This window comes from Flavobacterium frigoris PS1 (assembly GCF_000252125.1).
Classification (GTDB): domain Bacteria; phylum Bacteroidota; class Bacteroidia; order Flavobacteriales; family Flavobacteriaceae; genus Flavobacterium; species Flavobacterium frigoris_A.
In genome coordinates, this window is sequence record NZ_AHKF01000016.1 from 123229 (window position 1) to 147399 (window position 24171).

At 34.2% G+C, this 24171-nt stretch carries 25 protein-coding genes and 2 tRNA genes; 13 read left to right on the forward strand and 14 right to left on the reverse strand.

Features of this window, described 5'->3' with window-relative positions; genetic code table 11:
* The first annotated feature begins 3 nt into the window (after positions 1 to 3).
* The 5 genes from gldK to HJ01_RS07465 all read left to right on the forward strand — a co-directional run bounded on the left by gldK (position 4) and on the right by HJ01_RS07465 (position 5811).
* On the forward strand, positions 4 to 1416 hold the full coding sequence (gene gldK, locus HJ01_RS07445; RefSeq protein ID WP_007137739.1) for a gliding motility lipoprotein GldK: 1413 nt from the start codon (positions 4 to 6) through the stop codon (positions 1414 to 1416).
* 37 nt (positions 1417 to 1453) lie between these two features.
* Positions 1454 to 2104: a gliding motility protein GldL gene (gene gldL, locus HJ01_RS07450; protein ID WP_007137740.1), complete on the forward strand. Its 651-nt coding sequence runs from the start codon at positions 1454 to 1456 to the stop codon at positions 2102 to 2104.
* Between the two features lie 46 nt (positions 2105 to 2150).
* Positions 2151 to 3698: a gliding motility protein GldM gene (gene gldM / locus HJ01_RS07455; protein WP_007137741.1), complete on the forward strand. Its 1548-nt coding sequence runs from the start codon at positions 2151 to 2153 to the stop codon at positions 3696 to 3698.
* Between the two features lie 50 nt (positions 3699 to 3748).
* The gene (gldN, locus tag HJ01_RS07460; RefSeq protein WP_040473778.1) at positions 3749 to 4636 is read left to right on the forward strand and encodes a gliding motility protein GldN; all 888 of its coding nucleotides are present in this window, start codon (positions 3749 to 3751) and stop codon (positions 4634 to 4636) included.
* A 128-nt stretch (positions 4637 to 4764) separates the two neighbouring features.
* Entirely contained in the window at positions 4765 to 5811 is a 1047-nt protein-coding gene (locus tag HJ01_RS07465; protein WP_007137743.1) for an NAD(P)/FAD-dependent oxidoreductase, read from the forward strand.
* Positions 5812 to 5822: 11 nt separating this feature from the next.
* Here HJ01_RS07465 and HJ01_RS07470 read toward each other — a convergent pair whose 3' ends face one another.
* On the reverse strand, positions 5823 to 6203 hold the full coding sequence (locus tag HJ01_RS07470) for a DUF983 domain-containing protein (protein ID WP_007137744.1): 381 nt from the start codon (positions 6201 to 6203) through the stop codon (positions 5823 to 5825).
* Between the two features lie 73 nt (positions 6204 to 6276).
* Between HJ01_RS07470 and HJ01_RS07475 the strand changes: the two genes are divergently transcribed.
* Positions 6277 to 8187: an ABC-F family ATP-binding cassette domain-containing protein gene (locus HJ01_RS07475; protein ID WP_007137745.1), complete on the forward strand. Its 1911-nt coding sequence runs from the start codon at positions 6277 to 6279 to the stop codon at positions 8185 to 8187.
* Between the two features lie 186 nt (positions 8188 to 8373).
* Here the strand turns inward: HJ01_RS07475 and HJ01_RS07480 are convergent, their stop codons facing one another.
* Positions 8374 to 9345: an App1 family protein gene (locus HJ01_RS07480; RefSeq protein ID WP_007137746.1), complete on the reverse strand. Its 972-nt coding sequence runs from the start codon at positions 9343 to 9345 to the stop codon at positions 8374 to 8376.
* Positions 9346 to 9410: 65 nt separating this feature from the next.
* On the opposite strand from HJ01_RS07480, the gene HJ01_RS07485 reads away from it, so the two are divergent.
* Positions 9411 to 10280 carry a diacylglycerol/lipid kinase family protein gene (locus HJ01_RS07485; protein ID WP_040473769.1) on the forward strand — a complete coding sequence of 290 codons (870 nt, stop codon included), beginning with the start codon at positions 9411 to 9413 and terminating at the stop codon, positions 10278 to 10280.
* Between the two features lie 5 nt (positions 10281 to 10285).
* Here HJ01_RS07485 and HJ01_RS07490 read toward each other — a convergent pair whose 3' ends face one another.
* Entirely contained in the window at positions 10286 to 11440 is a 1155-nt protein-coding gene (locus tag HJ01_RS07490; protein ID WP_007137748.1) for a GNAT family N-acetyltransferase, read from the reverse strand.
* Between the two features lie 96 nt (positions 11441 to 11536).
* On the opposite strand from HJ01_RS07490, the gene HJ01_RS07495 reads away from it, so the two are divergent.
* Positions 11537 to 11815, forward strand: coding sequence for a 4a-hydroxytetrahydrobiopterin dehydratase (locus tag HJ01_RS07495; RefSeq protein WP_007137749.1), 279 nt, complete (start codon positions 11537 to 11539; stop codon positions 11813 to 11815).
* Between the two features lie 51 nt (positions 11816 to 11866).
* Here HJ01_RS07495 and HJ01_RS07500 read toward each other — a convergent pair whose 3' ends face one another.
* A complete protein-coding gene (locus tag HJ01_RS07500; protein WP_007137750.1) occupies positions 11867 to 12349 on the reverse strand; it encodes a DUF1761 domain-containing protein in 483 nt (160 codons plus the stop codon).
* A 170-nt stretch (positions 12350 to 12519) separates the two neighbouring features.
* On the opposite strand from HJ01_RS07500, the gene HJ01_RS07505 reads away from it, so the two are divergent.
* Positions 12520 to 13374: a leucine-rich repeat domain-containing protein gene (locus HJ01_RS07505; RefSeq protein WP_007137751.1), complete on the forward strand. Its 855-nt coding sequence runs from the start codon at positions 12520 to 12522 to the stop codon at positions 13372 to 13374.
* A gap of 275 nt (positions 13375 to 13649) precedes the next feature.
* Here the strand turns inward: HJ01_RS07505 and HJ01_RS07510 are convergent, their stop codons facing one another.
* The 4 genes from HJ01_RS07510 to HJ01_RS07525 all read right to left on the reverse strand — a co-directional run bounded on the left by HJ01_RS07510 (position 13650) and on the right by HJ01_RS07525 (position 14500).
* Positions 13650 to 13904 carry a GIY-YIG nuclease family protein gene (locus tag HJ01_RS07510; RefSeq protein WP_007137752.1) on the reverse strand — a complete coding sequence of 85 codons (255 nt, stop codon included), beginning with the start codon at positions 13902 to 13904 and terminating at the stop codon, positions 13650 to 13652.
* Positions 13905 to 14013: 109 nt separating this feature from the next.
* Positions 14014 to 14268, reverse strand: a complete 255-nt coding sequence (locus tag HJ01_RS07515) for a GIY-YIG nuclease family protein (RefSeq protein ID WP_007137753.1) — start codon at positions 14266 to 14268, stop codon at positions 14014 to 14016.
* 52 nt (positions 14269 to 14320) lie between these two features.
* A tRNA-Met gene (locus HJ01_RS07520) sits at positions 14321 to 14393 on the reverse strand.
* A 34-nt stretch (positions 14394 to 14427) separates the two neighbouring features.
* Positions 14428 to 14500: transfer RNA gene (locus HJ01_RS07525), tRNA-Met, on the reverse strand.
* 119 nt (positions 14501 to 14619) lie between these two features.
* Here HJ01_RS07525 and era point away from each other — a divergent pair.
* Positions 14620 to 15501 carry a GTPase Era gene (gene era, locus HJ01_RS07530; RefSeq protein ID WP_007137754.1) on the forward strand — a complete coding sequence of 294 codons (882 nt, stop codon included), beginning with the start codon at positions 14620 to 14622 and terminating at the stop codon, positions 15499 to 15501.
* A gap of 98 nt (positions 15502 to 15599) precedes the next feature.
* Here the strand turns inward: era and HJ01_RS07535 are convergent, their stop codons facing one another.
* Complete coding sequence (locus HJ01_RS07535) at positions 15600 to 16112, reverse strand: hypothetical protein (protein ID WP_007137755.1); 513 nt, start codon at positions 16110 to 16112, stop codon at positions 15600 to 15602.
* Positions 16113 to 16216: 104 nt separating this feature from the next.
* Here HJ01_RS07535 and der point away from each other — a divergent pair, with 104 nt between their 5' ends.
* The 3 genes from der to HJ01_RS07550 all read left to right on the forward strand — a co-directional run bounded on the left by der (position 16217) and on the right by HJ01_RS07550 (position 21332).
* On the forward strand, positions 16217 to 17524 hold the full coding sequence (der, locus tag HJ01_RS07540; protein WP_007137756.1) for a ribosome biogenesis GTPase Der: 1308 nt from the start codon (positions 16217 to 16219) through the stop codon (positions 17522 to 17524).
* A gap of 90 nt (positions 17525 to 17614) precedes the next feature.
* Positions 17615 to 20395 (forward strand): outer membrane beta-barrel protein, encoded by a 2781-nt coding sequence (locus HJ01_RS07545; RefSeq protein WP_007137757.1) that lies wholly within the window; start codon positions 17615 to 17617, stop codon positions 20393 to 20395.
* Between the two features lie 145 nt (positions 20396 to 20540).
* Complete coding sequence (locus tag HJ01_RS07550) at positions 20541 to 21332, forward strand: SDR family oxidoreductase (protein ID WP_007137758.1); 792 nt, start codon at positions 20541 to 20543, stop codon at positions 21330 to 21332.
* A 91-nt stretch (positions 21333 to 21423) separates the two neighbouring features.
* Here HJ01_RS07550 and HJ01_RS07555 read toward each other — a convergent pair whose 3' ends face one another.
* From HJ01_RS07555 to HJ01_RS07575, 5 genes are all read right to left on the reverse strand, one after another.
* Positions 21424 to 21651 (reverse strand): hypothetical protein, encoded by a 228-nt coding sequence (locus HJ01_RS07555; protein ID WP_040473771.1) that lies wholly within the window; start codon positions 21649 to 21651, stop codon positions 21424 to 21426.
* 231 nt (positions 21652 to 21882) lie between these two features.
* Entirely contained in the window at positions 21883 to 22698 is an 816-nt protein-coding gene (locus HJ01_RS07560) for a TPM domain-containing protein (protein WP_007137760.1), read from the reverse strand.
* 1 nt (position 22699) lies between these two features.
* Positions 22700 to 23137 carry a TPM domain-containing protein gene (locus HJ01_RS07565; protein ID WP_007137761.1) on the reverse strand — a complete coding sequence of 146 codons (438 nt, stop codon included), beginning with the start codon at positions 23135 to 23137 and terminating at the stop codon, positions 22700 to 22702.
* 97 nt (positions 23138 to 23234) lie between these two features.
* Positions 23235 to 23822, reverse strand: coding sequence for a LemA family protein (locus HJ01_RS07570; RefSeq protein WP_007137762.1), 588 nt, complete (start codon positions 23820 to 23822; stop codon positions 23235 to 23237).
* Positions 23823 to 23834: 12 nt separating this feature from the next.
* The gene (locus HJ01_RS07575; protein ID WP_007137763.1) at positions 23835 to 24167 is read right to left on the reverse strand and encodes a MerR family transcriptional regulator; all 333 of its coding nucleotides are present in this window, start codon (positions 24165 to 24167) and stop codon (positions 23835 to 23837) included.
* Between the last annotated feature and the right edge of the window lie 4 nt (positions 24168 to 24171).

A 24171-nucleotide genomic window follows, 5' to 3' on the forward strand; every position in this document is an offset into this window, starting at 1 on the left:
TATATGAAGAAGTTCATTGCATTTATGGCGATTTTTACGCTATTAACCAGTTGCGGTAAATCTGGCGACAAAGGCGAATTGGTCGGTGTTAAGGGTGGGAAATGGCATCCTGAAAAACCATATGGTATGACTTTAGTTCCTGGTGGTGCATATATTATGGGTAAATCAGATAATGATGTAGCCAATATTCAAGATGCTCCTACAAAAACAGTAACTGTTCGTTCGTTTTACATGGATGAAACAGAAATAACCAATAGTGAATACCGTCAATTTGTGGAATGGGTTAAGGATTCAACCATGAGAGTAAGATTAGCAATCCTTGCTGACCAGGAAGGTATAAAGGCTGGCGATGGAAAAGGTAAAGGTAAAAATTCCGGAAGTATAGGGGATTTTGCTTTCAACGATTCAGATCCTGAAAAAATGACTGCTTATGATAAGTACATGTATGATAACTATTATAGTATTGGTACAGATGACGACCCTTATGCAGGAAGGAAATTAAATAGAAAAGTTAAGTTAATTAAAGATCCTAAATTGTATCCGGATGCCTATTACGTTGAGGTGATGGATTCGATGTATTTGCCATTGGAAGCCTCTTATAATGGCTTACGAACTATCGATGTAGATAAACTTAAATTTCGTTATTCTTGGATGGATATTCAGGCTGCGGCCAAAGCTAAAGTTGGCAAAAGAAAAGATTTTATAAAAACAGAAGAAGTAAAAGTATATCCAGATACAACAGTTTGGATTAAGGATTTTGCTTATTCGTATAATGAGCCTATGCATAATGATTACTTCTGGCATAAGGCATATGGAGATTATCCCGTTGTAGGTGTAAAATGGACTCAGGCAAAAGCTTTTTGTGCTTGGAGAACATTGAATAAAAATACTTTCATAAAATCAAGAAAGTCGGGGCGCGATCTAATAAACTCATTTAGATTGCCTACTGAGGCAGAATGGGAATATTCTGCAAGAGGTGGTTTAGAGTCAGGCACATACCCTTGGGGAGGACCTTACACTAAAAATGACAGAGGATGTTTCCTTGCTAATTTTAAACCAAACAGAGGAGATTACGCGGCTGATCAAGCGCTATATACTGTAGAGGCAAAATCGTATGAGCCTAACGGTTATAACTTATATAACATGGCTGGAAATGTTGCTGAATGGACAGATTCATCGTATGACCCAAATGCGTATGAATATGTTTCTTCAATGAATCCAAATGTGTTGGATGCTTCCAATAAACGTAAAGTGGTACGTGGAGGATCCTGGAAAGATGTTTCTTATTTCTTACAAGTAAGTACTAGAGATTTTGAATATGCTGATTCTGCAAGAAGCTTTATCGGATTCAGAACAGTTCAGGATTATATGGGATTAGAAACAACCGGAAACGGAAAAAAAGTTAAAACTAGATAAAAAAACCAAAACCTACTAAAATTAAAATCTAAAAATTATGGCATTATTAAGTAAAAAAGCAATGAATTTCTCTTATGGAATGGGTGCTGCAGTTGTAATCATTGGAGCGTTATTCAAAATAACCCACATTGAATTCGGAGTTATTACCGGTAACTTGATGTTAACGATTGGTTTGGTGGTTGAAGCTGCGATTTTTGCGCTTTCCGCTTTTGAAGACGTAGATAATGAATTAGATTGGACTTTGGTTTATCCAGAATTGGCTAATGGGAAAGCTGCGGGTGTAAGAAAACCAAAAGCAGAATCACCTTCAGAGGCACAAGGATTATTGTCTCAAAAACTAGATGCCATGTTGAAAGATGCTAAAATTGACGGGGAATTAATGTCAAGTTTAGGAAATAGTATAAAAAATTTCGAATCAGCTGCAAAAAGTATTGCACCAACTGCTGAATCGATGGCTTCTACAAAAAAATACAGTGAAGAATTAACGATGGCTGCCGCGCAAATGGAGTCTTTAAATAGCTTGTACAAAATTCAATTACAAAGTGCTTCAAGAAGTGCTCAAATAAATGAAGAGGTTCTAGAGAATAATATGAAGTTAAAGGAGCAAATGCATTCATTAACTACAAATTTATCATCATTGAACAATGTATATGGTGGAATGCTTTCAGCAATGAGTAATAAAGGATAATTAGTTTCGTACTATATAAAAAATAACTAACTAATTATTAGAAAATATGGCAGGAGGAAAACTTACCCCAAGGCAGAAGATGATAAATCTGATGTATCTGATTTTTATCGCGATGTTAGCATTAAATATGTCTAAAGAAGTATTATCTGCTTTTGGAATTTTAAATGTAAAAATTGTTGAATCAAATGTAATCACAGACCAAAGAAATGAAAGTTCATTTGCTCAATTAGCGCAAAAAGCGGTTGACCAACCAGGACAATTTGGTGACAAAAAAGCTAAAGTTGAAAAAATAAGAGTTTTATCTAAAGAATTTAATGATTATTTAGAGAATATTAAGACATCTGTAACCAAAGATTTCGAGAGAGATGCTAAAGGTAATTTGCCTTATGAGGAAATGGATAAAGGCGATTTAATTGATAGAATGTTTTTTACTGGTGATAAAGTTTCAAAAGCTGGTGAAGAATTTTTAAATAAAATCAACAATTATTCCGCTCAAATTAAGCAAATTGGAGGTAGTTCTATTGCGGAATCTGAAATGAAAAAAATTGAAGCAAGATTTGCGACAAAACCAGTTTATTCTGAAAAAGCAGGTGCTAATCTAGATTGGATTGATTACCATTACAAAGGCTTCCCTTTGATTGCTACGATTACAAATTTGTCTCAGTTACAGGCAGATATCAAGGCAACGGAAAGTGATATTATGAGTGGAATGTTTCAAAGTGATTTAGTTGCGGCAGCTTCTCTAACGGCGTACCAACCTATTGTTGTTCTTGATAAATCAGTATTCTTTCAAGGTGAAGCAGTTTCAGGAAAGATTATATTAGGAAAATTTGATCCGTCATTAAAGGCGAAGTCTGTAATTATTAATGGTTCGAATATACAGGCTATGGCAGGTCAAGCCAAGTTCTCATTTGGAGCAGGAAATATTGGTGATCATCCAATTACTGGTTCTTTTAATTTTGATGAAGGTGGTAAAGTGGTTAGTTTGCCTATAAATGATAAATATGTTGTTGTTGCCAGACCAAAATCTGCAACAATATCAGCTGATAAGATGAACGTTGTTTATAGAGGGGTCGTTAATCCTATGACAATTTCATTTGCAGGAATTAATGCTGATAAAATATCGGCTTCTGCGCCAGGATTAAGTTCTGCTGGTGGTGGTAAATTTAAAATGAGTCCAACTTCGGGGAATGAAGTAGTGATTAATGTAACAGGTACATTACCTGATGGTTCTAAAGTGTCTGATAAAAAGACATTTAGAATTAAAGGTATTCCTGGACCTACTGGTACAATTAGAGGAGAAACAGGTGTCGTTAAAGGACCTAAATCAAATCTTGAAATTGCTACAATAGGTGCTAAATTAGAAGATTTTGATTTTGAAGTTGGGTTGAATGTTGTTGGTTTTAATTTAAAAGTTACAGGACAGCCTACAGTGGTAGTTCAAGGTGATAAATTAAATGCGCAATGTAAATCAGTTCTTTCTAAAGCAGGAAGAGGAGATCAGGTAACGATCTCGGATATTAAAACGAAACTAGTTGGGGCAGGTAGTTATTTATTACCAAGAACGGCACCGGTTATTTTTGAAATACAATAATTAACAAGTTACCCGCAAGGGTTTCTACATTATCTTATAATCATACCATGATGAAAGTTAAATTTTTTTTAATAGTTATTATTTCCATTACTTGGAGCGTTACTACTTTTGCGCAATCTAATTTGCTCAATGCAAAAACGCCTTCTGAAATAGGACTTAAAACTGCTGCACAACTTATTTCTGATAATGATAAGCCATTGGCTTATGGTTATGTACATGATAGAGATATTTTGATGGGTAAAACAGTTTGGGAGATTATAGATTTAAGTGAGAAAATTAATTTCGCTCTGTATTTTCCAATAGATGAAAATCTAGGTGCTGATAGAAGGTCATTGTATAATGTGCTGACAAAGGCAATCAGAAGTGGAGAAATCAGTGAAGTGTATTCAGATAGTTATTTTAAGACTAAAAAAACCTTAAAAGACATCCAGGCTTCATTATCACGTGTCGATACTACTGATGCTGGTCGTGAACAAGTAAATGCAGGTATGCAAGTTTCACCTGAATATATTTTACGTTCCGATTTGACTGCTCAAGATGTTACACAATATAAGATTAAAGGGTACTGGTATTTTGATAAACGTCAAAGTGAATTGAAATATCGTCTGCTTGGGATTTGTCCTGTTACTCCAGATGTCTATACAATGAACAGTGATGAAAAGGATTATATAGAGTTGTTTTGGGTATTTTTCCCATCTGCTAGAGAGGTTTTGCATGAGGCGAAAGCATTCAACAATCAAAATTCTGCAATGCCAATTTCTTTTGACCAAATATTGAATTCGCGCCATTTTAATAGTGTCATCTATAAAGAAGAAAATGTTTATGGCGATAGAGATATTAAGGATTATATGAGGGATAATGCACAAAATCAATTACTGGAATCTGAAAGGGTGAAAGAAAAAATTCGAGATTTCGAATCAGATATGTGGAATTACTAATTTCAATTATAGTATATTAAATAGAACTCTTGTCGTTTACGATGAGAGTTTTTTATTTTAGGAGGCTGTAGATTTACCTTATAATTTCGCTTTGTTTTTTACTTTGGATTAATAGTTACTTTTGCATTATGATTGATTATTTAATAATAGGCTCAGGTTTGGCTGGGATAGCGTTTTCTGAAATTGCACTGAAAAATGAGAAATCCATTTTTGTAATGGATAATAGTTCTCAAAATTCTTCTAAGGTTGCTGGTGGCTTATACAATCCAGTTATTTTAAAACGCTTCAGTGAAGTTTGGAAGGCACAAGAGCAGTTGGTTTTAATGGACTCTTTCTATGCTGATCTAGAAGGTAAGCTTTCGGTTAAGGTTGATTTTAAAAAGCCTATTTTGAGAAAATTCTTTTCAATTGAGGAGCAAAATAATTGGTTTTCTGCTTCTGATAAAATAGCATTGGCACCATTTTTATCGACTAATTTAGTAACAAACAAATATTCTGGAATAGAATCGCCTTATAATTATGGGGAGGTACTGCAAACTGGTTACGTCGATACTGCAGTTTTATTAAAAGAATACAGAGAATATTTATCTAAAATGGGTCTGTTCTCTGATTCTTCTTTTGAATATGGCAATTTAGAATGTTTTCCGGAGTATATTCGGTATAATGATATCGAAGCAAAGCATATAGTATTTGCTGAAGGTTTTGGAATGCATGCTAACCCTTATTTTAAAGAGTTACCATTAGATGGCACAAAAGGAGAGTTGTTTATAATAAAAGCACCCCAATTGGTCTTGGATGTCATTGTTAATACTAGTGTTTTTATTCTACCATTAGGGAATGATTTGTATAAGGTTGGTGCAACTTACAACTGGAAAGACAAGACTGACCTGCCTTCTGAGGAAGGGAAATTGGAACTAATAGATAGAATTAAAGAGATAATTACCTGTGACTTTGAAATAGTGGAGCATTTTGCAGGTGTCCGACCTACGGTAAAGGACAGAAGGCCTTTGGTAGGAACTCACGCTTTGCATCGACCAATTCACATTCTTAATGGATTAGGGACACGCGGGGTAATGCTTGGTCCGGCTATGGCAGAAGCGCTATTTAATTATATAGAAAATGATATTGCTTTAGATAGGGAAATAGATATTAAGCGGTTTTTACCCAGAAACTAAAGGTGAAATACTTATTGTTTGAAACTCGGATCGTAGGAAACAAACATATTGATATAAATATTTCTCGCCCAGCGTAAGACGAATGGAAATAAAACTACAATTGATGCAATTATTGAAATAAAAGCCACTTTTAAAGAAGAGCCAAAAATCAAATAAGAAATAATAAATGCCGCAATACCTGTAGCTACATTTAGTCCATAACTTACATACATTGCTCCATAAAAGAACGACGGTTCAATTTGATAAGTTAATCCACAATGGCTGCATTTTTCATGCATTTTTAAGACATTTCCAAGATGTAACGGGTTTTGGTCGAAATACATGCTCTCTTTCTGACATTTAGGACAAGTTCCTGTTAAAATACTATATAGTTTGGATCCTTTTTTTAACATTTGCAAAAAATTTAATTTTTCCTTTTGTGGAGTTGTAAATTTACGATTTCAAAAGGGAATAAAATCATAATACATGCTTAATATACACAATTTATCTGTTTCGTTTGGTGGCTCTTATTTATTTGAAGATGTTACCTTTCGATTGGGTGCTGGAGACCGTGTGGGTCTTGTAGGTAAAAATGGTGCAGGTAAATCGACCATGCTAAAAATGTTGGCTGGGGATTTTCTTCCTGACACAGGTGTGATTTCTCAAGAGAAAGATGTGAGAATGGGGTTTTTACGTCAAGATATTGATTTTGAGCAGGGACGTACAGTTCTAGAAGAGGCTTATGAAGCTTTTGTTGATATAAAAATAGTAGAAAAAAAATTAGAAGAAATCAACCATCAATTAGTCACTCGTACTGATTATGAAAGTGATGAATATTCGAAAATAATTGAAGATTTATCAGATTATACCCATCGTTTTGAATTGTTGGGTGGTTACAACTACGTTGGTGATACCGAGAAGATTCTTCTTGGGTTAGGTTTTAAAAGAGAAGTATTCAACAATCAAACGGAGACTTTTTCTGGTGGTTGGAGAATGCGAATCGAATTAGCTAAATTATTATTGCAAGCTAATGATGTTTTGCTACTGGATGAGCCAACGAATCACCTTGATATAGAAAGTATCATTTGGTTAGAGAGTTTCTTGCGTAACTATATCGGTGTTGTAGTAATTGTTTCGCATGATAAGATGTTTTTGGATAATGTGACTAACAGAACAATCGAAATTTCTCTTGGAAAAGCTTATGATTTCAACAAGCCGTATTCGCAATATTTGGAATTGCGTCATGAAATACGTGAAAAGCAATTGGCAACCCAAAAGAATCAAGCCAAGAAAATTGAGGAAACTGAAAAGCTGATTGAAAAATTCCGTGCGAAAGCTTCCAAAGCTTCTATGGCACAATCGATGATAAAGAAGCTGGATAAAGTAGAACGTATTGAAGTAGATGAAGATGATAATTCAGTAATGAATATCTCTTTTCCACTTTCTAAAGTTCCCGGTCGTGTAGTGATCGAAGCTGAAAAAGTGACCAAAAGTTACGGTGATAAGACGATTTTAAAAGATATTTCTCTTTTAGTTGAACGTGGAAGTAAGATTGCTTTTGTTGGACAAAACGGACAAGGGAAATCGACTTTTATTAAAGCTATAGTTAATGAATTTGAGTATCAAGGAGAAATAAAATTAGGACACAATGTTCAGGTAGGTTACTTTGCTCAAAATCAAGCTGAATATCTTAATGGTGAAATCACATTACTTCAAACAATGGAAGATGCCGCATCAGATACTAATCGTTCTAAGGTGCGCGATATGTTGGGTTCATTCCTCTTTCGTGGCGACGATGTGGAGAAAAAGGTAAAAGTTCTTTCTGGAGGAGAAAGAAACCGTCTAGCGCTCTGTAAATTGCTTTTGCAGCCCATTAATGTATTGGTGATGGATGAGCCTACGAATCACTTGGATATTAAATCCAAAAATGTGTTGAAGGCCGCTTTGCAAAAATACGAAGGGACACTACTGTTAGTTTCTCACGACAGGGATTTCCTTCAAGGAATGTCGAATATCGTATATGAATTCAGAGACCAAAAAATAAAAGAATATTTGGGTGATGTTAATTATTTCTTGGAACAGCGCAATTTAGAAAACATGCGTGAAGTCGAGAAAAAAGATGCGTTAAAAGCAGCAGCCCCAAAAGAGAGCAACAAAATTTCTTATGAAGAACAAAAGAAAGGAAAAGCGTTGCAGAATCGTTTGAGTAAAATTGAAAGTCAAATCAAGCAATTGGAGAGAGATATTCAGCAAGATGATAAAATGTTAGCCTCAAATTACGATAAGCATATAGAAGACGCTAAGTTCTTTACGGCTTACAATAAAAAGAAGGCGGAGTTGGATAAATATCTTTCAGATTGGGAGCTAGTTCAAGAAGAAATTGACAATGCTTCATAATAATTAATTCAGTTGGGAGCTATTTCCGGCTGTTCATTACAAGCTTTCTAGCCTCTCATTGTATTTTTCTAAATTGTAAAAGGAGCTTCTATGGTCGCTCTTTTACCATAAGAAAAATATAATGAGGCTAAGAAAGGCTATCCATTTCCATCCGGGCTAGGGTGATTTGCAGTTCCCAGTAAACTTTTATTGCGGAATCAACCCTATTTTTTTAGAATGTGATATGGCTTCTGCGCTGTTTTTAAAATAACAAACAGCAACGTCCATCGATTCAAGGTTTTTCATAGCCTTAATCACTTTTTCTTTTTTATGTTTACCAGTTTGTCTTATGTAAATAGCCTTTACTGTTAAAGGAAATATTTTACTGATGGCTTCATACAAATATGGATCGTGTTGAGAATCATCGCCAATTATAACATATTTTAAGTTGGGGTAAAACTCCAATATATGTTTTATTTTGTCAAATTTATGATTATGACCGCCTCTCCCTGTCCAAAAGAAATTGGTCAGGCTGGTCTTGATATCTTTTAATAATAAAACAGCTTTAGGTAATTGGTGAATTTCAGTGAACGTGACTAAAAAGCGATATAGATTCCATTCACTGCTGGAGACATAGAAAAAAGCGTTTAATTCCCCATTATCACCTCTTCCGGCAGAACTCAACGCTTGGAAATGTGGAACAACATCTTCAAAAACTTTCCTTCCCTCGACATTTTTAAACAGTAAATAATATAGTTTTTTTAATGGATTAAGGGTGTAGGATACTAAAAACGTATCGTCAATATCAGATATGATTCCTAAATTACCTTTGTGTGGGCGAATGTAACTTTCTTTAGCTATGATAGCTTCGTTATTGTAGATGATACTAACCTCATAATCATTCCACCCATAATTCTGGTTTTGGTCTAGCGGTATGCAAAATTTAAAATAGCCGTCGACCAATGTTTTTGTGTGAATTTCACCTCCGTTATGAGTCAAGTATACGTCGGCATTTGCATGTGTCTTGATCCGAAATAGGCTGATTATTGAACTCGCATTTTTAAAATTTTTGTCTAGGAAATCGTAATCTCTAGTTTTGGTTGGTTTAAAAACATGACCCATCACAATCAATTCCTGATCATTCGCATATCCCCGATATAATTTTAAAATAGGTTTCATTTTGTTTACTACTTTTGAAGTATGCTGAAAATTAATTATTTTTACTCAATAAACGAAATATAAGCTTGAAAAAGAATGTTATAATGATTGTGAATCCTGTTTCAGGGGGTATGGATAAATCAGAATTTATCCATCAGGCAGCTAATTTTGCTGCCAAGGAGAATTTGAACTTCGTTTTATATGAAACTTGTGCGGATAATGATACTGCGAAAATTAAAGCATTGTATAAAAAGTTTATACCAGAGCGCATTATTGTCGCCGGTGGCGATGGGACAATAAAGTTAGTAGCTGAAGCATTGGAAAGCGAAGAATTTATATTAGGAATTTTACCAGCAGGATCAGCTAACGGATTAGCTACAGATTTGGGCTTGCCTAAAACTATCGATGAGAGTTTGTCAATTGCTTTTCGTAATGATTTTCTAGAAATCGACATGATTGTCGTTAATGGCAAGAAGAGCCTGCATTTAAGTGATTTGGGTCTAAATGCCACATTGATAAAAAACTATGAAGAAGGTTCCATGCACGGAAGATGGCATTATGCGTTACAAGCTTTCAAGACATTGATTAATACGGATGTCGATTTTTCAGCGACAATAACTACTAACAGTGAGGTTACGGAATATCAAGCACGAATGATCGTGATTGCAAATTCCAAAAAATATGGAACTGGTGTCGTTATTAATCCTAACGGAATTATGAATGACGGAAAGTTTGAAATTATAATCTTAAAAAATCTTGATTTTATGGTTTTTGGCAAAATTATCACAGGAAATATGCCGCTTGAATCAGATGACATTTCTATTATTTCGACTGATAAAGCAACAATCAAAACAAATTTCCCCGTTAGTTTCCAGATGGATGGGGAGTATTATGGAGCTGAAGCCGAATTTAATATTAGTATAGCCCCAAAAAAGTTAAAAGTGGCTGTGCCGTAATTTTTCTATTCATTTTTAAATGGATTTCGTTCCTGCCATTCAATCTTAGGTTCAAAATAGCTGAATGTTTTTGAAACAAATTGATTGATAAATGGGTTGCTGTGTTTCATCAGTCCATACATAGGAATTGGTTTCGCGCCTACAGAACTTTTTATCTCTAGCGCTGTCCTCGCAAAAATAATACGTTTGTAACCTTTATTAATGGAATAGCCAATCATGTCATAAAGCATATTAAGATACAACATTTTTTCACGTTGGTATTTTTCATCATAGCCAAGGAAATAAGTGTCTATGTCTTTTCCGTTTTTAATCAATGTGTTAAAACCTATTAATTCGTCTTCTATAAAATAACCATAAAAAAGGAAGCTATCTTTTAGTATTTTTTTAAAAAAAACAAAATGATTTTGAGGTAGGTAAAAAGTATTGAATGGGGCGTTCTTAGCTACATTCATATATAGCTCATGTATTCTTGAGTTGTAAGCCGTTATTTCTTCTAATGATAATTTTTTTTTCAGAATACCGTCCGCTTTTTTTCGGGCTCTTTTATACTGATCTCTGTACTTTTTACTCTTGTCAAGGATGTAATCGTCAAAGTTGTTCCAGGATTCTCTGACTTGAAAAATCATATTAGGCTGGGTCGTGAACTTGTAAAACGATTTGAATTCCGGAAGGTCAAATGTTTTGACATCTGATTCAGAGAAATCTTTAAAAATAGTCAAGTGTATGTTTGTTCCTTTCTTACGGAAGTTAGCTTTTAACTCATCGGATGCTTTTTCTAAAAGAATCATTCCTTCGTATGTAGGCAGTTTTTTACTAAAACTACAGCCGTTTTGTCCAGTTAACATGTTGTTTCCCATTACCAAGACATTGGAGCTGAATTGTTTAAAAGCAATTTCACGTACCTTTGTTTTGATGCAATGGTCACGTTCTCCAAAAGAATGCACATCACTTAAATCAATGTATTGTGATAAAGCCAAACCGACTAATTCATCATAGAGTAATAAGCCAATGAAATGGCAAACCATATTTTGTGGAGCTGTATTTTCCAGTACAGTCAAATAATCTTTGGAAAGAAAAATGTTGGTGATAGCCAAAGAATCCCAGTTAGTAGGCAAATCTTTGGTAGAAGAATAGATTTTGAAAGAAAAATTTGAGTTCAATGGATAGAGAAATTAATATTTGTCTAAATTAACATATAAAGTTAAAAGAGGGAACTAATAGATAGATTTTAACTAATTTTATAAAAAACGAAAATTATGGATACTTATAATGAGGATACAGCGCTAGCTATTTTAAAAGAATTGAAAGATTGGACCTTTAATAACAACGGAATTGAAAAAAAGTTCGTTTTCAAAAATTTCAGTGAGGCACTTGGATTTATAGTGCAAGTGGGGCTTTTGTCAGAACAGCAAGGCCATCATCCAGAATTGTTCAATGTGTACAATAAAGTCGACATACGTTTGTCTACTCATGATGCCAAAGGAGTTACCGATAAAGATTTTGATTTGGCAAAAGCAATAGATACAATTACATAACATAAAGATTTCTTCTCCCTAAATAAATAGGGAGAAGATTATTTATTTATATTAAATCCAAGCACAAATAATTCCTCCCATAATCGTAAAACAAACAATCCAAAACCCTCCATTTATTAGAGTGTATTTCCAGCTTTTTCTCTCAAAGAGTGCATTTGTACCTATTACGGGTAGTGCCATAAATAAGCCAGTAATGAATCCATGAAGCATTCCGTGTTTAAATGTTCTGAATACGGTACCATAATCTGACATAAATGCGGCATAGGATGGTTTTGCTAAAGCGATATTTCCGCCAACCATGCTTACTGCACCCCATTGATGAATGGTTAGAAACTGAAGCGTCATAGAAATTAGAAAGGCGTAGAGCACCGCCATTCCAAAAATCATGACCATATTTGAGCCTTTCATTTTGTCTTCAGTTAAGCCGGCTTCTTTCATCCAGATTGTCCCAAAAATTTTAGGATGATACCAAGCAAATCCTACAAATAATGTTGAAAAAGCAGCAGTGATAAGTGCTAAGAAGTTAATTTCCATAGTGTTATCTTTAAAGTTAAGGAAACAAATATAATATTTTATTTATAAATTTGAATTGTAAGAAAAATAGCTTTTTATTTCGCTAAATAGTGTAGTTCATCGATTATATTTGCTGATAAACTGCATTGTTTGTACATTTAATCATCAAAAAACAGTAAAAGTACCAGCTTATGAAAAATCTATTCACTCTTCTATTAACCGTTTTAGCTTCATTTACAATGATGGCTGATGTGTCATTGTCAGATAAAGCGGTATTGCTGAAGTTATATAATTCGACTAACGGTGCTAACTGGACTACAAAATGGGATTTAGCTTCTCCAGTTTCGACTTGGTACGGTGTTAAATTAGATGGAGATATAGTTGTTGGAATTAATTTATCTGATAATAATTTAATAGGCGAAATACCTAGTGAAATTGCAAACCTTGCAAATCTACAAGAATTAAATTTGCACAAAAACGGTATATCTGGTACTATACCTTACTCATTGCATAGTTTAAAGGAATTAAAGGTTTTAGACTTATCTTTTAATAGATTATCGGGAGCTATACCAGTTTCCATTTGTGAAATGGATATGCTTCAAGATTTAGAACTTTATATGAATATGCTTTCAGGTCAGTTGCCGGCTGAAATAGGTAAATTGCAAAACCTAGTAACGTTAGCAGTTTTTAACAATGAAATTGAAGGGCAAATTCCAAACTCTCTTTATGAAGTAAAGACCTTAAAAACATTACTATTAAATAGTAATAAGTTTGAAGGGGAATTAAGTGCTGATGTAGCCAATTTGAAAATGCTAGAAAATCTTAGTTTGTTTGAAAACAATATGAATGGTCAAGTCCCTTTTGGGTTAGAGAAGTTGAATAATTTAAAAGAAATGAACATTTCCTACAATATGTTTAGCGGTTTAATTTCAAGAAGATTAGCTGTATTAGATACTCTGAATATGACAATGTTAAATGAAAAAGGAGCTGTCGCTTTAATGGATGTGGCTATAGAAGTAGAAAGACCTTTGGTGTCAGAAGAGTAACAGAAATGTAGTGCAGTTGAGCGAGAATATGCCTGTTGACGCATAAATATAAAGCTTTTGTTTTTTTAAATAAGTTGATGTTTTGAATAAATTTAGTTAGTTTAAACCTGTGTTGCCTGGGCATCACGGGTTTTTTTTATGGAAAGGGATTAATAAAGCTCGATTTTAAGAATTGGCTTAAAAAGAAAAAGCCTCCTATTTCTATGGAGCTTTCTTAGTAGCGGGAACTAGTATTGCGAATCGGTGTTAGCTGCGGCGGGTAAGAGCCCGCCAAATCATTGGTTGGCAATCAGTTTTTGAATGAAGTTACGTCCTATTCCAGTTTTTAGATATTTTTCTCTTTTCATTGCTTTAGATTTAGAATCGAAAAATTCGACATGAATTACTTTCCAAGGTCTGAATTTCAAAGTGTATCCTTTTGTTTCTAGAAGATTATGTGAGTTAAAACGTGCAATTAAATTGGAAGTAAAGCCAGTATAATTCTTACTGAATTTTTCGGAATATAAAATGTAAACAACAAACTCATCCATAAAAATTGGCTTAAAAAGAAAAAAGCTTCTTGTTTCTATGAAGCTTTCTTAGTAGCGGGAACTAGTACTTTGAATCGGTGTCCACCGTGGCGGATAGGAACCCTCCGAATCATCGGTTGGTAATCAGTTTTTGAATGAAGTCACGTCCTATACTAGTTTTTAGATGTTTTTCACTTTTCATTGCTTTAGATTTAGAATCGAAAAACTCGACATGAATTACTTTCCAAGGTCTGAATTTCAAAGTGTATCCTTTTGTTTCTAGAAGATTATGTGAGTTAAAACGTGCAACTAAATTGGAAGTAAAGCCAGTATAATTCTTACTGAATTTTTTGGGATATAAAATGTAAACAACAAACTCATCCATAAGAATTGGCTTGAAAAGAAAAAAGCCTCATATTTCTATGAAGCTTTCTTAGTAGCGGGAACTGGACTCGAACCAGTGACCTTCGGGTTATGAGCCCGACGAGCTGCCTACTGCTCTATCCCGCGATGTGCGTTTGTAATTTCAATAAAATTAACTTAGTAGCGGGAACAGGACTCGAACCTGTGACCTTCGGGTTATGAGCCCGACGAGCTGCCTACTGCTCTATCCCGCGTTGTTTCGGGTGCAAAGGTACAACGAATTTCGGTATTTACAAGTAAAATTTAAAAAAAAATGTTTTATTTCATCTATTGAGTTGATATAACTACCTTTGCAGATTAAATACTATAATACATGTCACATAAAGCCGGTTTTGTAAATATCATAGGGAACCCAAACGTTGGGAAGTCAACATTAATGAATGCTTTTGTAGGGGAAAGGTTGTCTATCATTACTTCCAAAGCACAAACCACACGCCATAGAATCCTTGGGATTGTAAATGGGGAAGATTTTCAGATGATTCTTTCTGATACACCAGGAATAATCAAGCCAGCATACGAAATGCAAGCGTCTATGATGAATTTCGTTAAGTCTGCCTTTGAAGATGCTGATATTTTGATTTACATGGTCGAGATAGGCGAGCAAGATTTGAAAGACGAAGCTTTTTTCAATAAAATCATACATGCCAAGATTCCAGTACTTTTATTGTTAAATAAAATAGACACTTCTAATCAAGACAAATTAGAGGAGCAAGTTGCATTCTGGGCTGAAAAAGTACCGAACGCCGAAATTTTTCCAATATCAGCATTGCAAAATTTTAATGTTCCTGAAGTTTTTCAAAGAATAATTTCTCTTTTGCCGGAATCACCAGCTTATTATCCAAAAGATCAGTTAACTGATAAACCAGAGCGTTTCTTTGTTAACGAGACAATTCGTGAGAAAATCTTATTGAATTATAGCAAAGAAATTCCTTACGCAGTGGAAATCGTTACGGAAGAGTTTTTTGAAGATGAAAGCATCATTAGAATTCGTTCTTTGATTATGGTGGAGCGTGAAACACAAAAAGGAATTATCATTGGTCACAAAGGAGCTGCGCTAAAGAAAGTAGGGGTGGATTCTCGTGCTGATTTAGAGAAATTCTTTGGGAAACAAATACATATCGAGCTTTACGTTAAGGTAAATAAAAACTGGAGAAGTAATGTGAACATGTTGAAACGATTCGGATACAATCAATAGCCTTCTTTAGCGATAAAGTCTCTTGTGAAATCGCAGTAGAAACTTAGAAAGTCCCCATATAATCTCCTGTAGGTTATATGGGGACTTTTATTTTCAATTTATGTGTCGTTATTTGTGGATTTTATTATTGTATTAAAATAGACATCGAGTTCCTTCATCTGCTGGCTTCCTTTTTTTCTAATAACCTTAGCCAAATAATATAATGAAAACCAAAAAATGGTCATCAGTACCATAATTGAGATGTCTACTGTTATCGAATTCTTTAATATATAATCAGAATAAGCCATTGCTCCAAAAATAAAAAACAGGGCTGCGAGTATAAAATGAAGAAACATGAAGAATGTCCAAAGAGTAGGGTCAGGTCCAAACAGTCCTCTGATATGAGTTTCTGAATCACTTTTGGGTTCGAGTTCCAAATGTAAATGAGGCGTCCAGTATTTTCTTTTTGACGGAACAATGTCAAGCCAAATGTGATTGTCACTCATTTTTATGGTGAAATTCTCCGATTTGATATTAGAATTTTTTTCGAATTTCGAAAGTAAGGAAGTGCTATTTTCCTGAATATCTTGTTTAAAACGCAAACGAAGTGTAATCTCATTTTCAGGATACATAGATTTTTTTTTAGTCTATTAAGGGTAAGCTCTAAGCTAATATAGTAAAATAATTGATATTCACGCTTTTTACACTACCTTTGCAAAATATTTGAATTTATATTATGAACAATATTGTTGCGATAGTAGGAAGACCTAATGTAGGGAAATCAACCCTTTTTAATAGGCTGATACAAAGAAGAGAAGCGATTGTAGATTCCGTTTCGGGAGTTACCCGTGATAGAAACTACGGAAAAAGTGAGTGGAATGGAAAGGAATTTTCTGTAATTGATACGGGGGGGTACGTGCGCGGATCGGATGACGTTTTTGAAGGTGAAATCCGTAAACAAGTAGAACTGGCTATTGATGAAGCAGATGTTATCATATTTGTAGTTGATGTTGAGGAAGGTATTACTCCGATGGATGATGCTGTTGCTAGACTATTGCGTAAAGTAACTAAACCTGTTTTACTTGCTGTAAATAAGGTAGATAACGCTATGCGTGAGAAAGATGCGATTGAGTTTTATAACCTAGGATTAGGAGAGTATTACACTTTTGCAAGTATTTCTGGAAGTGGAACTGGAGATTTGTTAGATGCTTTAATTAAGGCTTTTCCAGAAAAACCAGTAGTAGAGGAAGTTTCTGACTTGCCACGTTTTGCTGTTGTAGGACGTCCAAATGCAGGAAAATCTAGTTTTATCAATGCCTTAATTGGTAAAGATCGTTATATTGTTACTGATATTGCGGGAACTACCAGAGATTCTATTGATACAAAATTTGACCGTTTTGGTTTCGAATTTAACTTAGTAGATACTGCGGGAATTCGTCGTAAAGCGAAAGTAAAAGAAGATTTAGAATTTTATTCAGTAATGCGTTCTGTACGTGCTATTGAGCATTCTGATATTTGTATCTTGATTATCGATGCCACTCGTGGATTTGAAGGTCAGGATCAAAGTATTTTTTGGTTAGCCGAAAAAAATAGAAAAGGTGTTGTGATTCTTGTTAACAAATGGGATTTGGTCGAAAAAGAAACCATGTCAACAAGAGACTATGAAGAAAAAATAAGAGAAGAATTAATGCCATTTACTGATGTGCCAATTCTTTTTGTATCTGCATTAACAAAACAACGTTTATTGAAAGCGCTTGAAGCTACAGTAAAAGTGTACGAAAGCAGACAACAACGTATCGCTACATCAAAATTCAACGAATATATGTTGAAAGTGATTGAAGCTTACCCACCGCCTGCAACCAAAGGGAAATATGTGAAAATCAAATATTGTATGCAATTGCCAACGAAAACACCACAGTTTGTGTTTTTTGCTAATATGCCACAATATGTAAAAGAGCCTTACAAACGTTACCTTGAAAATAAAATTAGAGACAACTGGGACTTCTCTGGAGTACCAATCGATATTTATATTAGAGAGAAATAGATTGTTAAAATTATTGTAAAATATAATTTTTTGTTATTTAAAATGCCTTAATTAGCTGTTATTGTTCAATCTATAACAGCTAATTTTTTTATGCGAAAATTCTACCTACTAATACTACTAATCGTTTGTTGTACTTCATTTGCTCAAACAAGTATTAGGCTATCTGGCAAAATTACTGATGTAAATACACAGATTCCTTTAGAATCGGTAACAGTATATCTATCATCTGTACAAGATTCAACCGTAATCGACTACACGATTTCAGATAAAAATGGATTGTTTGTTTTCTCTACAAAACCAATCACAAAACCATTTTTCTTAAAAATATCCTATATAGGTTACAAAGTCTATAAACAAGAATTTAAAGAACTTCTTAAAGAGAAGGATTTTGGTACTTTGAAATTGGTTGAAAATGTGTACGCTTTAGGCGAAGTCGTAATAAAAAGCGAAGCGCCGCCCATCCGAATTAAGCAAGACACATTGGAGTTTAACGCTTCTTCATTTAAAGTGCGTCCAGATGCAAATGTAGAGACCTTGTTGAAGCAATTACCAGGAGTCGAAATTGACTCTGACGGGAAAATCACCGTTAACGGAAAAGAAGTAAATCAGGTTCTGGTAAACGGAAAACCATTTTTTGACAAAGACGGAAAAATTGCACTTCAAAGTTTACCCTCTGAAATTATCAATAAAGTTCAGATTACGGACACGAAAACCAAAAAAGAAGAGTTGACAAATCAGGTAGCAAGCTCGAATAATGCCAGTATTAACCTTACTATTGATGAAGATAAAAATAAAGGTTTTTTTGGTAAATTTATGGCTGGGGGCGGTACAAGTAGCCGTTACGAAAGCAGTGCATTAGTTAATTATTTTAAAAATAAAAGAAAAATTAGCGTCTTGGCTTCTTCTAACAATATTAATTCAACCGGTTTCTCTATGGACGAAATTTTTGATAATATGAAAGGAGGACGAAATAATTCGTTTTATTACTCTGATAACGGTTCGTTCGGAATTGGAAGTATGCGATTTGGTGGCGGCAAAGGAATTACACGCTCAAATATGGTAGGTTTGAATTACTCAGATGAATGGTTTAAAGGTATGGAACCAAGCGGGAGTTACTTTTTTACTAATTCTGATTCTGAAAATATAAACAGATCAAAACAGACTGTGTTTTTACCAACAGGAAACTTCACAACCGAATCCAATTCAGAATTTAGTGAGGAGAAAAAGGGTCATAATTTCAATTTTCAATTTGAATATAAAATAGATTCTACCGCATCAATTATAGTTTCTCCTAGGTTTATTAAATCAGATTCTAAATATAGAAATAAATCTTTCGAGTTTTCGAAGGATGAAAATGACCAATTGTTAAATGAAAATACTTCACAGGTATTTGAAGAAAGTGATAAAAATAATTTCAATAATTTAATTGAATACAATAAGACATTTAATAAAAAAGGAAGGTACGTGAGTTTTTCGTTTGAGAATGAAAACACAAAGGAGGAGCTAAACTCAACTAATAAAACGAATACTATTTTTTACCAAGGTTCTGATCCAGATGTCATCAGGGATCAAATAAGGAAAAACAGTAATTTTAAAGATACTTATACGGCAGAAATAGAATATGCGGAACCAATAATGGATTCATTGAAAATTAGATTAGCTGCTAATTATTCTTGGCAAAACACAACAGAGGATAGAGAAACGTATGACTTTAATTCAAATTCTCAAACGTATTCTGACATAAATGCGAGTTTAACGAATTACTTCACATCTTATATTAAAACCTTTAAGCCTAAAGCTGGTTTAAGTTTGAATAAGAAAAAATATAATATCAATGTAAGCGCCGGTACTTCGATTACTCAATTTGAGAATGAGTCTTTATACCTTAATGCAAAAACAGCACTTAGCAAAAACTATGTCTTACCTTTTGCAGAAGCGCAAATAAGTTATAAATTCACCAAGTCAAAATCATTGTGGATGAGTTATGGATACGATATAAAATTCCCGTCAGCAAGCCAGATTTTGCCTGTAGAGAACCTGGCAAATCCATTAAATACTTATATCGGGAATCCAGATTTAAATCCTAATAAAAGTCACAGAGGATACTTTAGTTTCAGAGATTATGATTTTGCCAGTCGTGCAGGTTATAGTATTTATTTAGGGGGTAATTATTATGATAATCAAGCGGTTTCTTCAACTGTTTTTGATGAGAATAGAAAAAGAAGAACCACCTACGAGAACATATCAGGAAACTATGATTCTTTTTTTGGATTAAATTGGAACAAAACTATAAAAAAGGATGCTCATAAATATAAATTCGGACTTGGTCTGCAGGCAAATTTAAATTTGTCAAAGGGATTCACAAATGATATTTTATTTGAAGCAAATACACTTAGCTTAAGTCCAAGAGCAAGTTTTTCCTATGAATATGGCGAGTTGTTAACGATTAGTCCAACGTACAGTGTGAGTTTTAATAATACCAAGTATACTAATTATTTACTAAGTTCGGCATCTAACGTAACTCATAAGTTCAATATCCAAACCACTAATTATTGGCCAAAAAACTGGGTTTTCGGTAATGATTTTGGTTACAATTATAATTCCAATATTGCCGATGGTTTTAAAAAGGATTTCTACTTATGGAATAGTAGCTTAGCTTATAGTTTTTATGATAAAAAAATAACAGCCAAAGTAAAAGTATATGATCTTTTAAACCAAAATCAGAGTGCTACAAGAACTATAACGCCAGAAGCCATTCAGGACGAAGAGAATACTGTTTTAAAACGATATCTAATGTTTTCATTGACCTATAAATTAGAGAAATTTGCTGGTAAGGAAAAGACTAATAGAGGAGGAATGATGTTTCATTAAGTAGTAATAGCCAAAGTGAATCGTGGTTTTTTAGTAGTTCCGGTTACATTTATAGAAGAGAAATAGAAGTGATTTTGCCATTTTTCATAGAAAGTTTATTGAGTTAGTCATAACTCGATAAACTTTTTTACATTTATAAGAAAAAATGGATTCGATAAATAACAAGGTTGTCTGGATTACTGGAGCTTCAAGCGGAATAGGGAAGGCTTTAGCTCTTGAACTGTCGCAAAGAAACTGCAAACTAATCCTTTCGGCTCGTAACAATGAAAATTTAGAACGTGTTAAATCTAAGTGTGTAAATTCAGAAGTGCCTATTTTACCATTTGACTTGTCGGATTTTGATAACGCGAAAAACCATGTCGCGACGGCGATTTCTTTTTTCGGGAATATTGATATCCTTATCAATAATGGAGGAGTGAGTCAGCGTTCGCTTCTGGCAGAAACCGACTTTGAAGTGGATAAAAAACTGATTGAAGTTGATTACCTCGGCACCGTTGCTCTATCCAAGGCTTTGCTGCCGCATTTTATCCAGAACCAGAAAGGACAATTTGTAACGATCACCAGTTTGATGGGAAAATTTGGCTCTCCCTACCGTTCCGGTTACTGTGGTGCGAAACATGCTTTACATGGTTTTTTTGATGTGTTGCGTATGGAGCATCAAAAAGACAATATTAGTGTAACGCTAATTTGCCCGGGTTTTATTCAGACTAATGTAGCTATTAATGCACTTACAGCTGATGGTTCAAAGCAAAATAAGGATGATATTGCGACCTTAAACGGAATGGCGGTAGAAGTCTTTGCCATAAAATTAGTAAAGGCTGTAGAGGACAAAAAATTTGAGGCCTACATTGGAGGAAAAGAAGTCTTAGGTGTTTATTTGAAACGTTTTTTTCCCAAGCTGCTGCACCGTTTTGTATTAAAAAGTAAAGTTCGTTAGTTTTAAAATGGCAATAGAGAATTAAAGCATTTCGTAATGTACCAGAATACCTTCTTTCCTTAATAGGTTTAGTAAAACGGATTCTCTGTTTCTATTCGCCCAAAGTGTCCATTGGCTGATCTTCATACCAGTCTTTAAAAGTTTTTGTTGTACTGTATCTATCTCTTAGAACTTTATAAACCATAAACAGTATTAAAAAATACCCAATAAATAGAAAGAGCGTTAATACTTGAATTGGAATATTTGCTACACATAAAGCGGCAAAAATAAATACATAAAAAGTGGTAAACCACACAAGTTTAATTGCAAAATTTTTCATGGCTTTGTTTTCTATTAAAGTTACGTTTTACATCTCTAAAATTTAGTTAACTATTTGGTAATCAAATATTAAATAATGATTTATTTCTTTTTGTCTACTATTTTTATAACCATGGGGTTTATAAATTTATATTGGTCTTTTTAGAATGAACTTGCTGGCAAACCTTTAATATTGAGCACAAAAAAAGCTGCAATTTGCAGCTTTTTAATGTTTTAATAATCTATGTTTTTTTTACCAGCCTCCGCTAGAGCCTCCGCCGGAGAATCCGCCTCCTCCGAAGCCCCCTCCGAAACCGCCGCCTCCGCCGCCAAAGCCACCTCCCGATGAACCGCCGCCGAAACCGCCTCCACCACCTCGTCCAAGACTACTGAGAAGAATGACGTCAAGTAAACTAGGACCTCCGCCACCGCGGTTTCCTGAGTTTCCACCACCGCTACCTTTATTTTTAGAAATAAGTATCACGATAATGACGATAATAATTATGAAAGGTAAAATAGGAAAGTCTTTTTCTTTGGTTGCTTTTTTTCTTTCTCCTTTGTATTTTCCTGCAAAAACTTCAAAAAGAGCATCAGTTCCCTTGTCTAAGCCGTTGTAATAACTTCCAGCTTTGAACTCTGGTGTAATGATATTTCGGATTATTTCTCCTCCAGTTCCCGCTGTTAATCGATCTTCCAATCCATAACCTGGGTTGATAGCAATTTTTCTTTCGGCCTTTGCCACTAAAATAATTACTCCATTATCATCTTTTGCAGTTCCTCCAATTCCCCATGTTTGACCCCATTTCGTGGCTAGTTGGCTAACATCTTCGTTTTGTAAACTTTCTATTGTAATAACAACGATCTGAGTAGTTGTACTATCAGAATAGTGTATTAGTTTTTCTTCTAGTTGCTTTTTTTCTGATGCACTGAGAAGGTTAGCATAGTCATAAACGGAAGTTTGTAAACTAGGAATTTCAGGTATTGTATATTGTGCAAATCCTATTTGAGTAACAAAAAAACAAATAAGTAATTTGAAAAAAAGTGAGTTATTTAATTTTGGTATAATCATATTATCCTTTTGAGATTTCGTTTGATAATTCATTCGTATCATCTTCGGACCATGGAAAATGTTTTTTTAGTTCTTCTCCCGCTCTTAAAATACCATCAATCAAACCTTGTTTGAAATTACCGTTTTTAAAATGAGCGACCATAACATCTTTAGTACTATCCCAAAAATCATTTTCGACAATTTCATTTATACCTTGATCGCCACAGATGACAAAGGTTTTGTCTTTTACTGCGAGGTAGATTAAAACACCATTTTTAAGTTGGGTTTCGTCCATTTTAAGTTCATTAAAAACTTCCAGTGCACGATCAAACGGATCTAATTTGGTTGTTTTTTCTAAATGGACTCTAATCTCTCCAGAGGTGTTTTTTTCGGCCACACGAATCGCTTCAACAATTTCTTGCTCTTCTTCTGTTGTTAAAAAATCTTCTACTTTTGACATTGTATTGGTTTTTTTACCTGAATCCCACGAACGATAAAGTCCGTGGGTTCTAGGATTTTTGTTTTATTGCTAAACTAATTCCCTTTTGGACAAGTTTTTAGAACTTCACTTCGACTGGTTTGTCAGCGCCTTCAACGGCAGTGAAATATGCTTTTTCTTTAAATCCAAACATACCTGCAAAGATACTGTTTGGGAAAGTTTTGATATGCGTGTTGTAAGGTTTAACAGCTTCATTAAAACGAGTTCTGGCAGTTAAAATTTGATTTTCAGTACTAGCCAACTCATCTTGTAATTTTAAGAAATTTTGATTTGCTTTTAACTCAGGGTATCTTTCGACAGAAACTAATAATCTAGATAATGCTGAAGAAACTCCGCTTTGCGCACTGTTGAATTGTGCTAGTTGTTCCGGTGTAATGTTTGCAGGATCAATAGTTGTTGAGCTAGCTTTTGCACGTGCTTCAATTACTGCAGTCAAAGTACTTTTTTCGAAATCAGCAGCGCCTTTTACAGTGTTTACTAAGTTTCCTATTAAGTCATTTCGTCTTTGGTAAGCTGTCTGTACATCTCCCCAAGATTGCTCTACAGTTTGATTCATTGTTACAGCAGTGTTGTTTATTCCTTTAACCCAGCTATAAATTCCAAAAATAATAACGGCTCCGATAATCCAAGGCAAAAATCTTTTCATGTTTATTTAATTTTAAAGTTGATTTTTAATATTTGTTAATTGTGTTCTTATTGTTTCTAATTTTCTAATAATCTCAAACTTATCTAAGGTTTTCTTTTGTCCTTCTTTCAAATGGGTTTTTGCACCTTCAAGCGTAAAACCTCTTTCTTTTACAAGATGATAGATAAGCTGTAAATTCGTTACATCTTCCGGTGTAAACATGCGATTGCCTTTTGCGTTTTTTTTAGGTTTTAAAATGTCAAATTCCGAATCCCAAAAACGAATTAGGGAAGCATTTACATTAAATGCTTTGGCGATTTCGCCAATGCTGTAATATCTTTTATCTTTAGAAAGTTCAATATGCATTTTT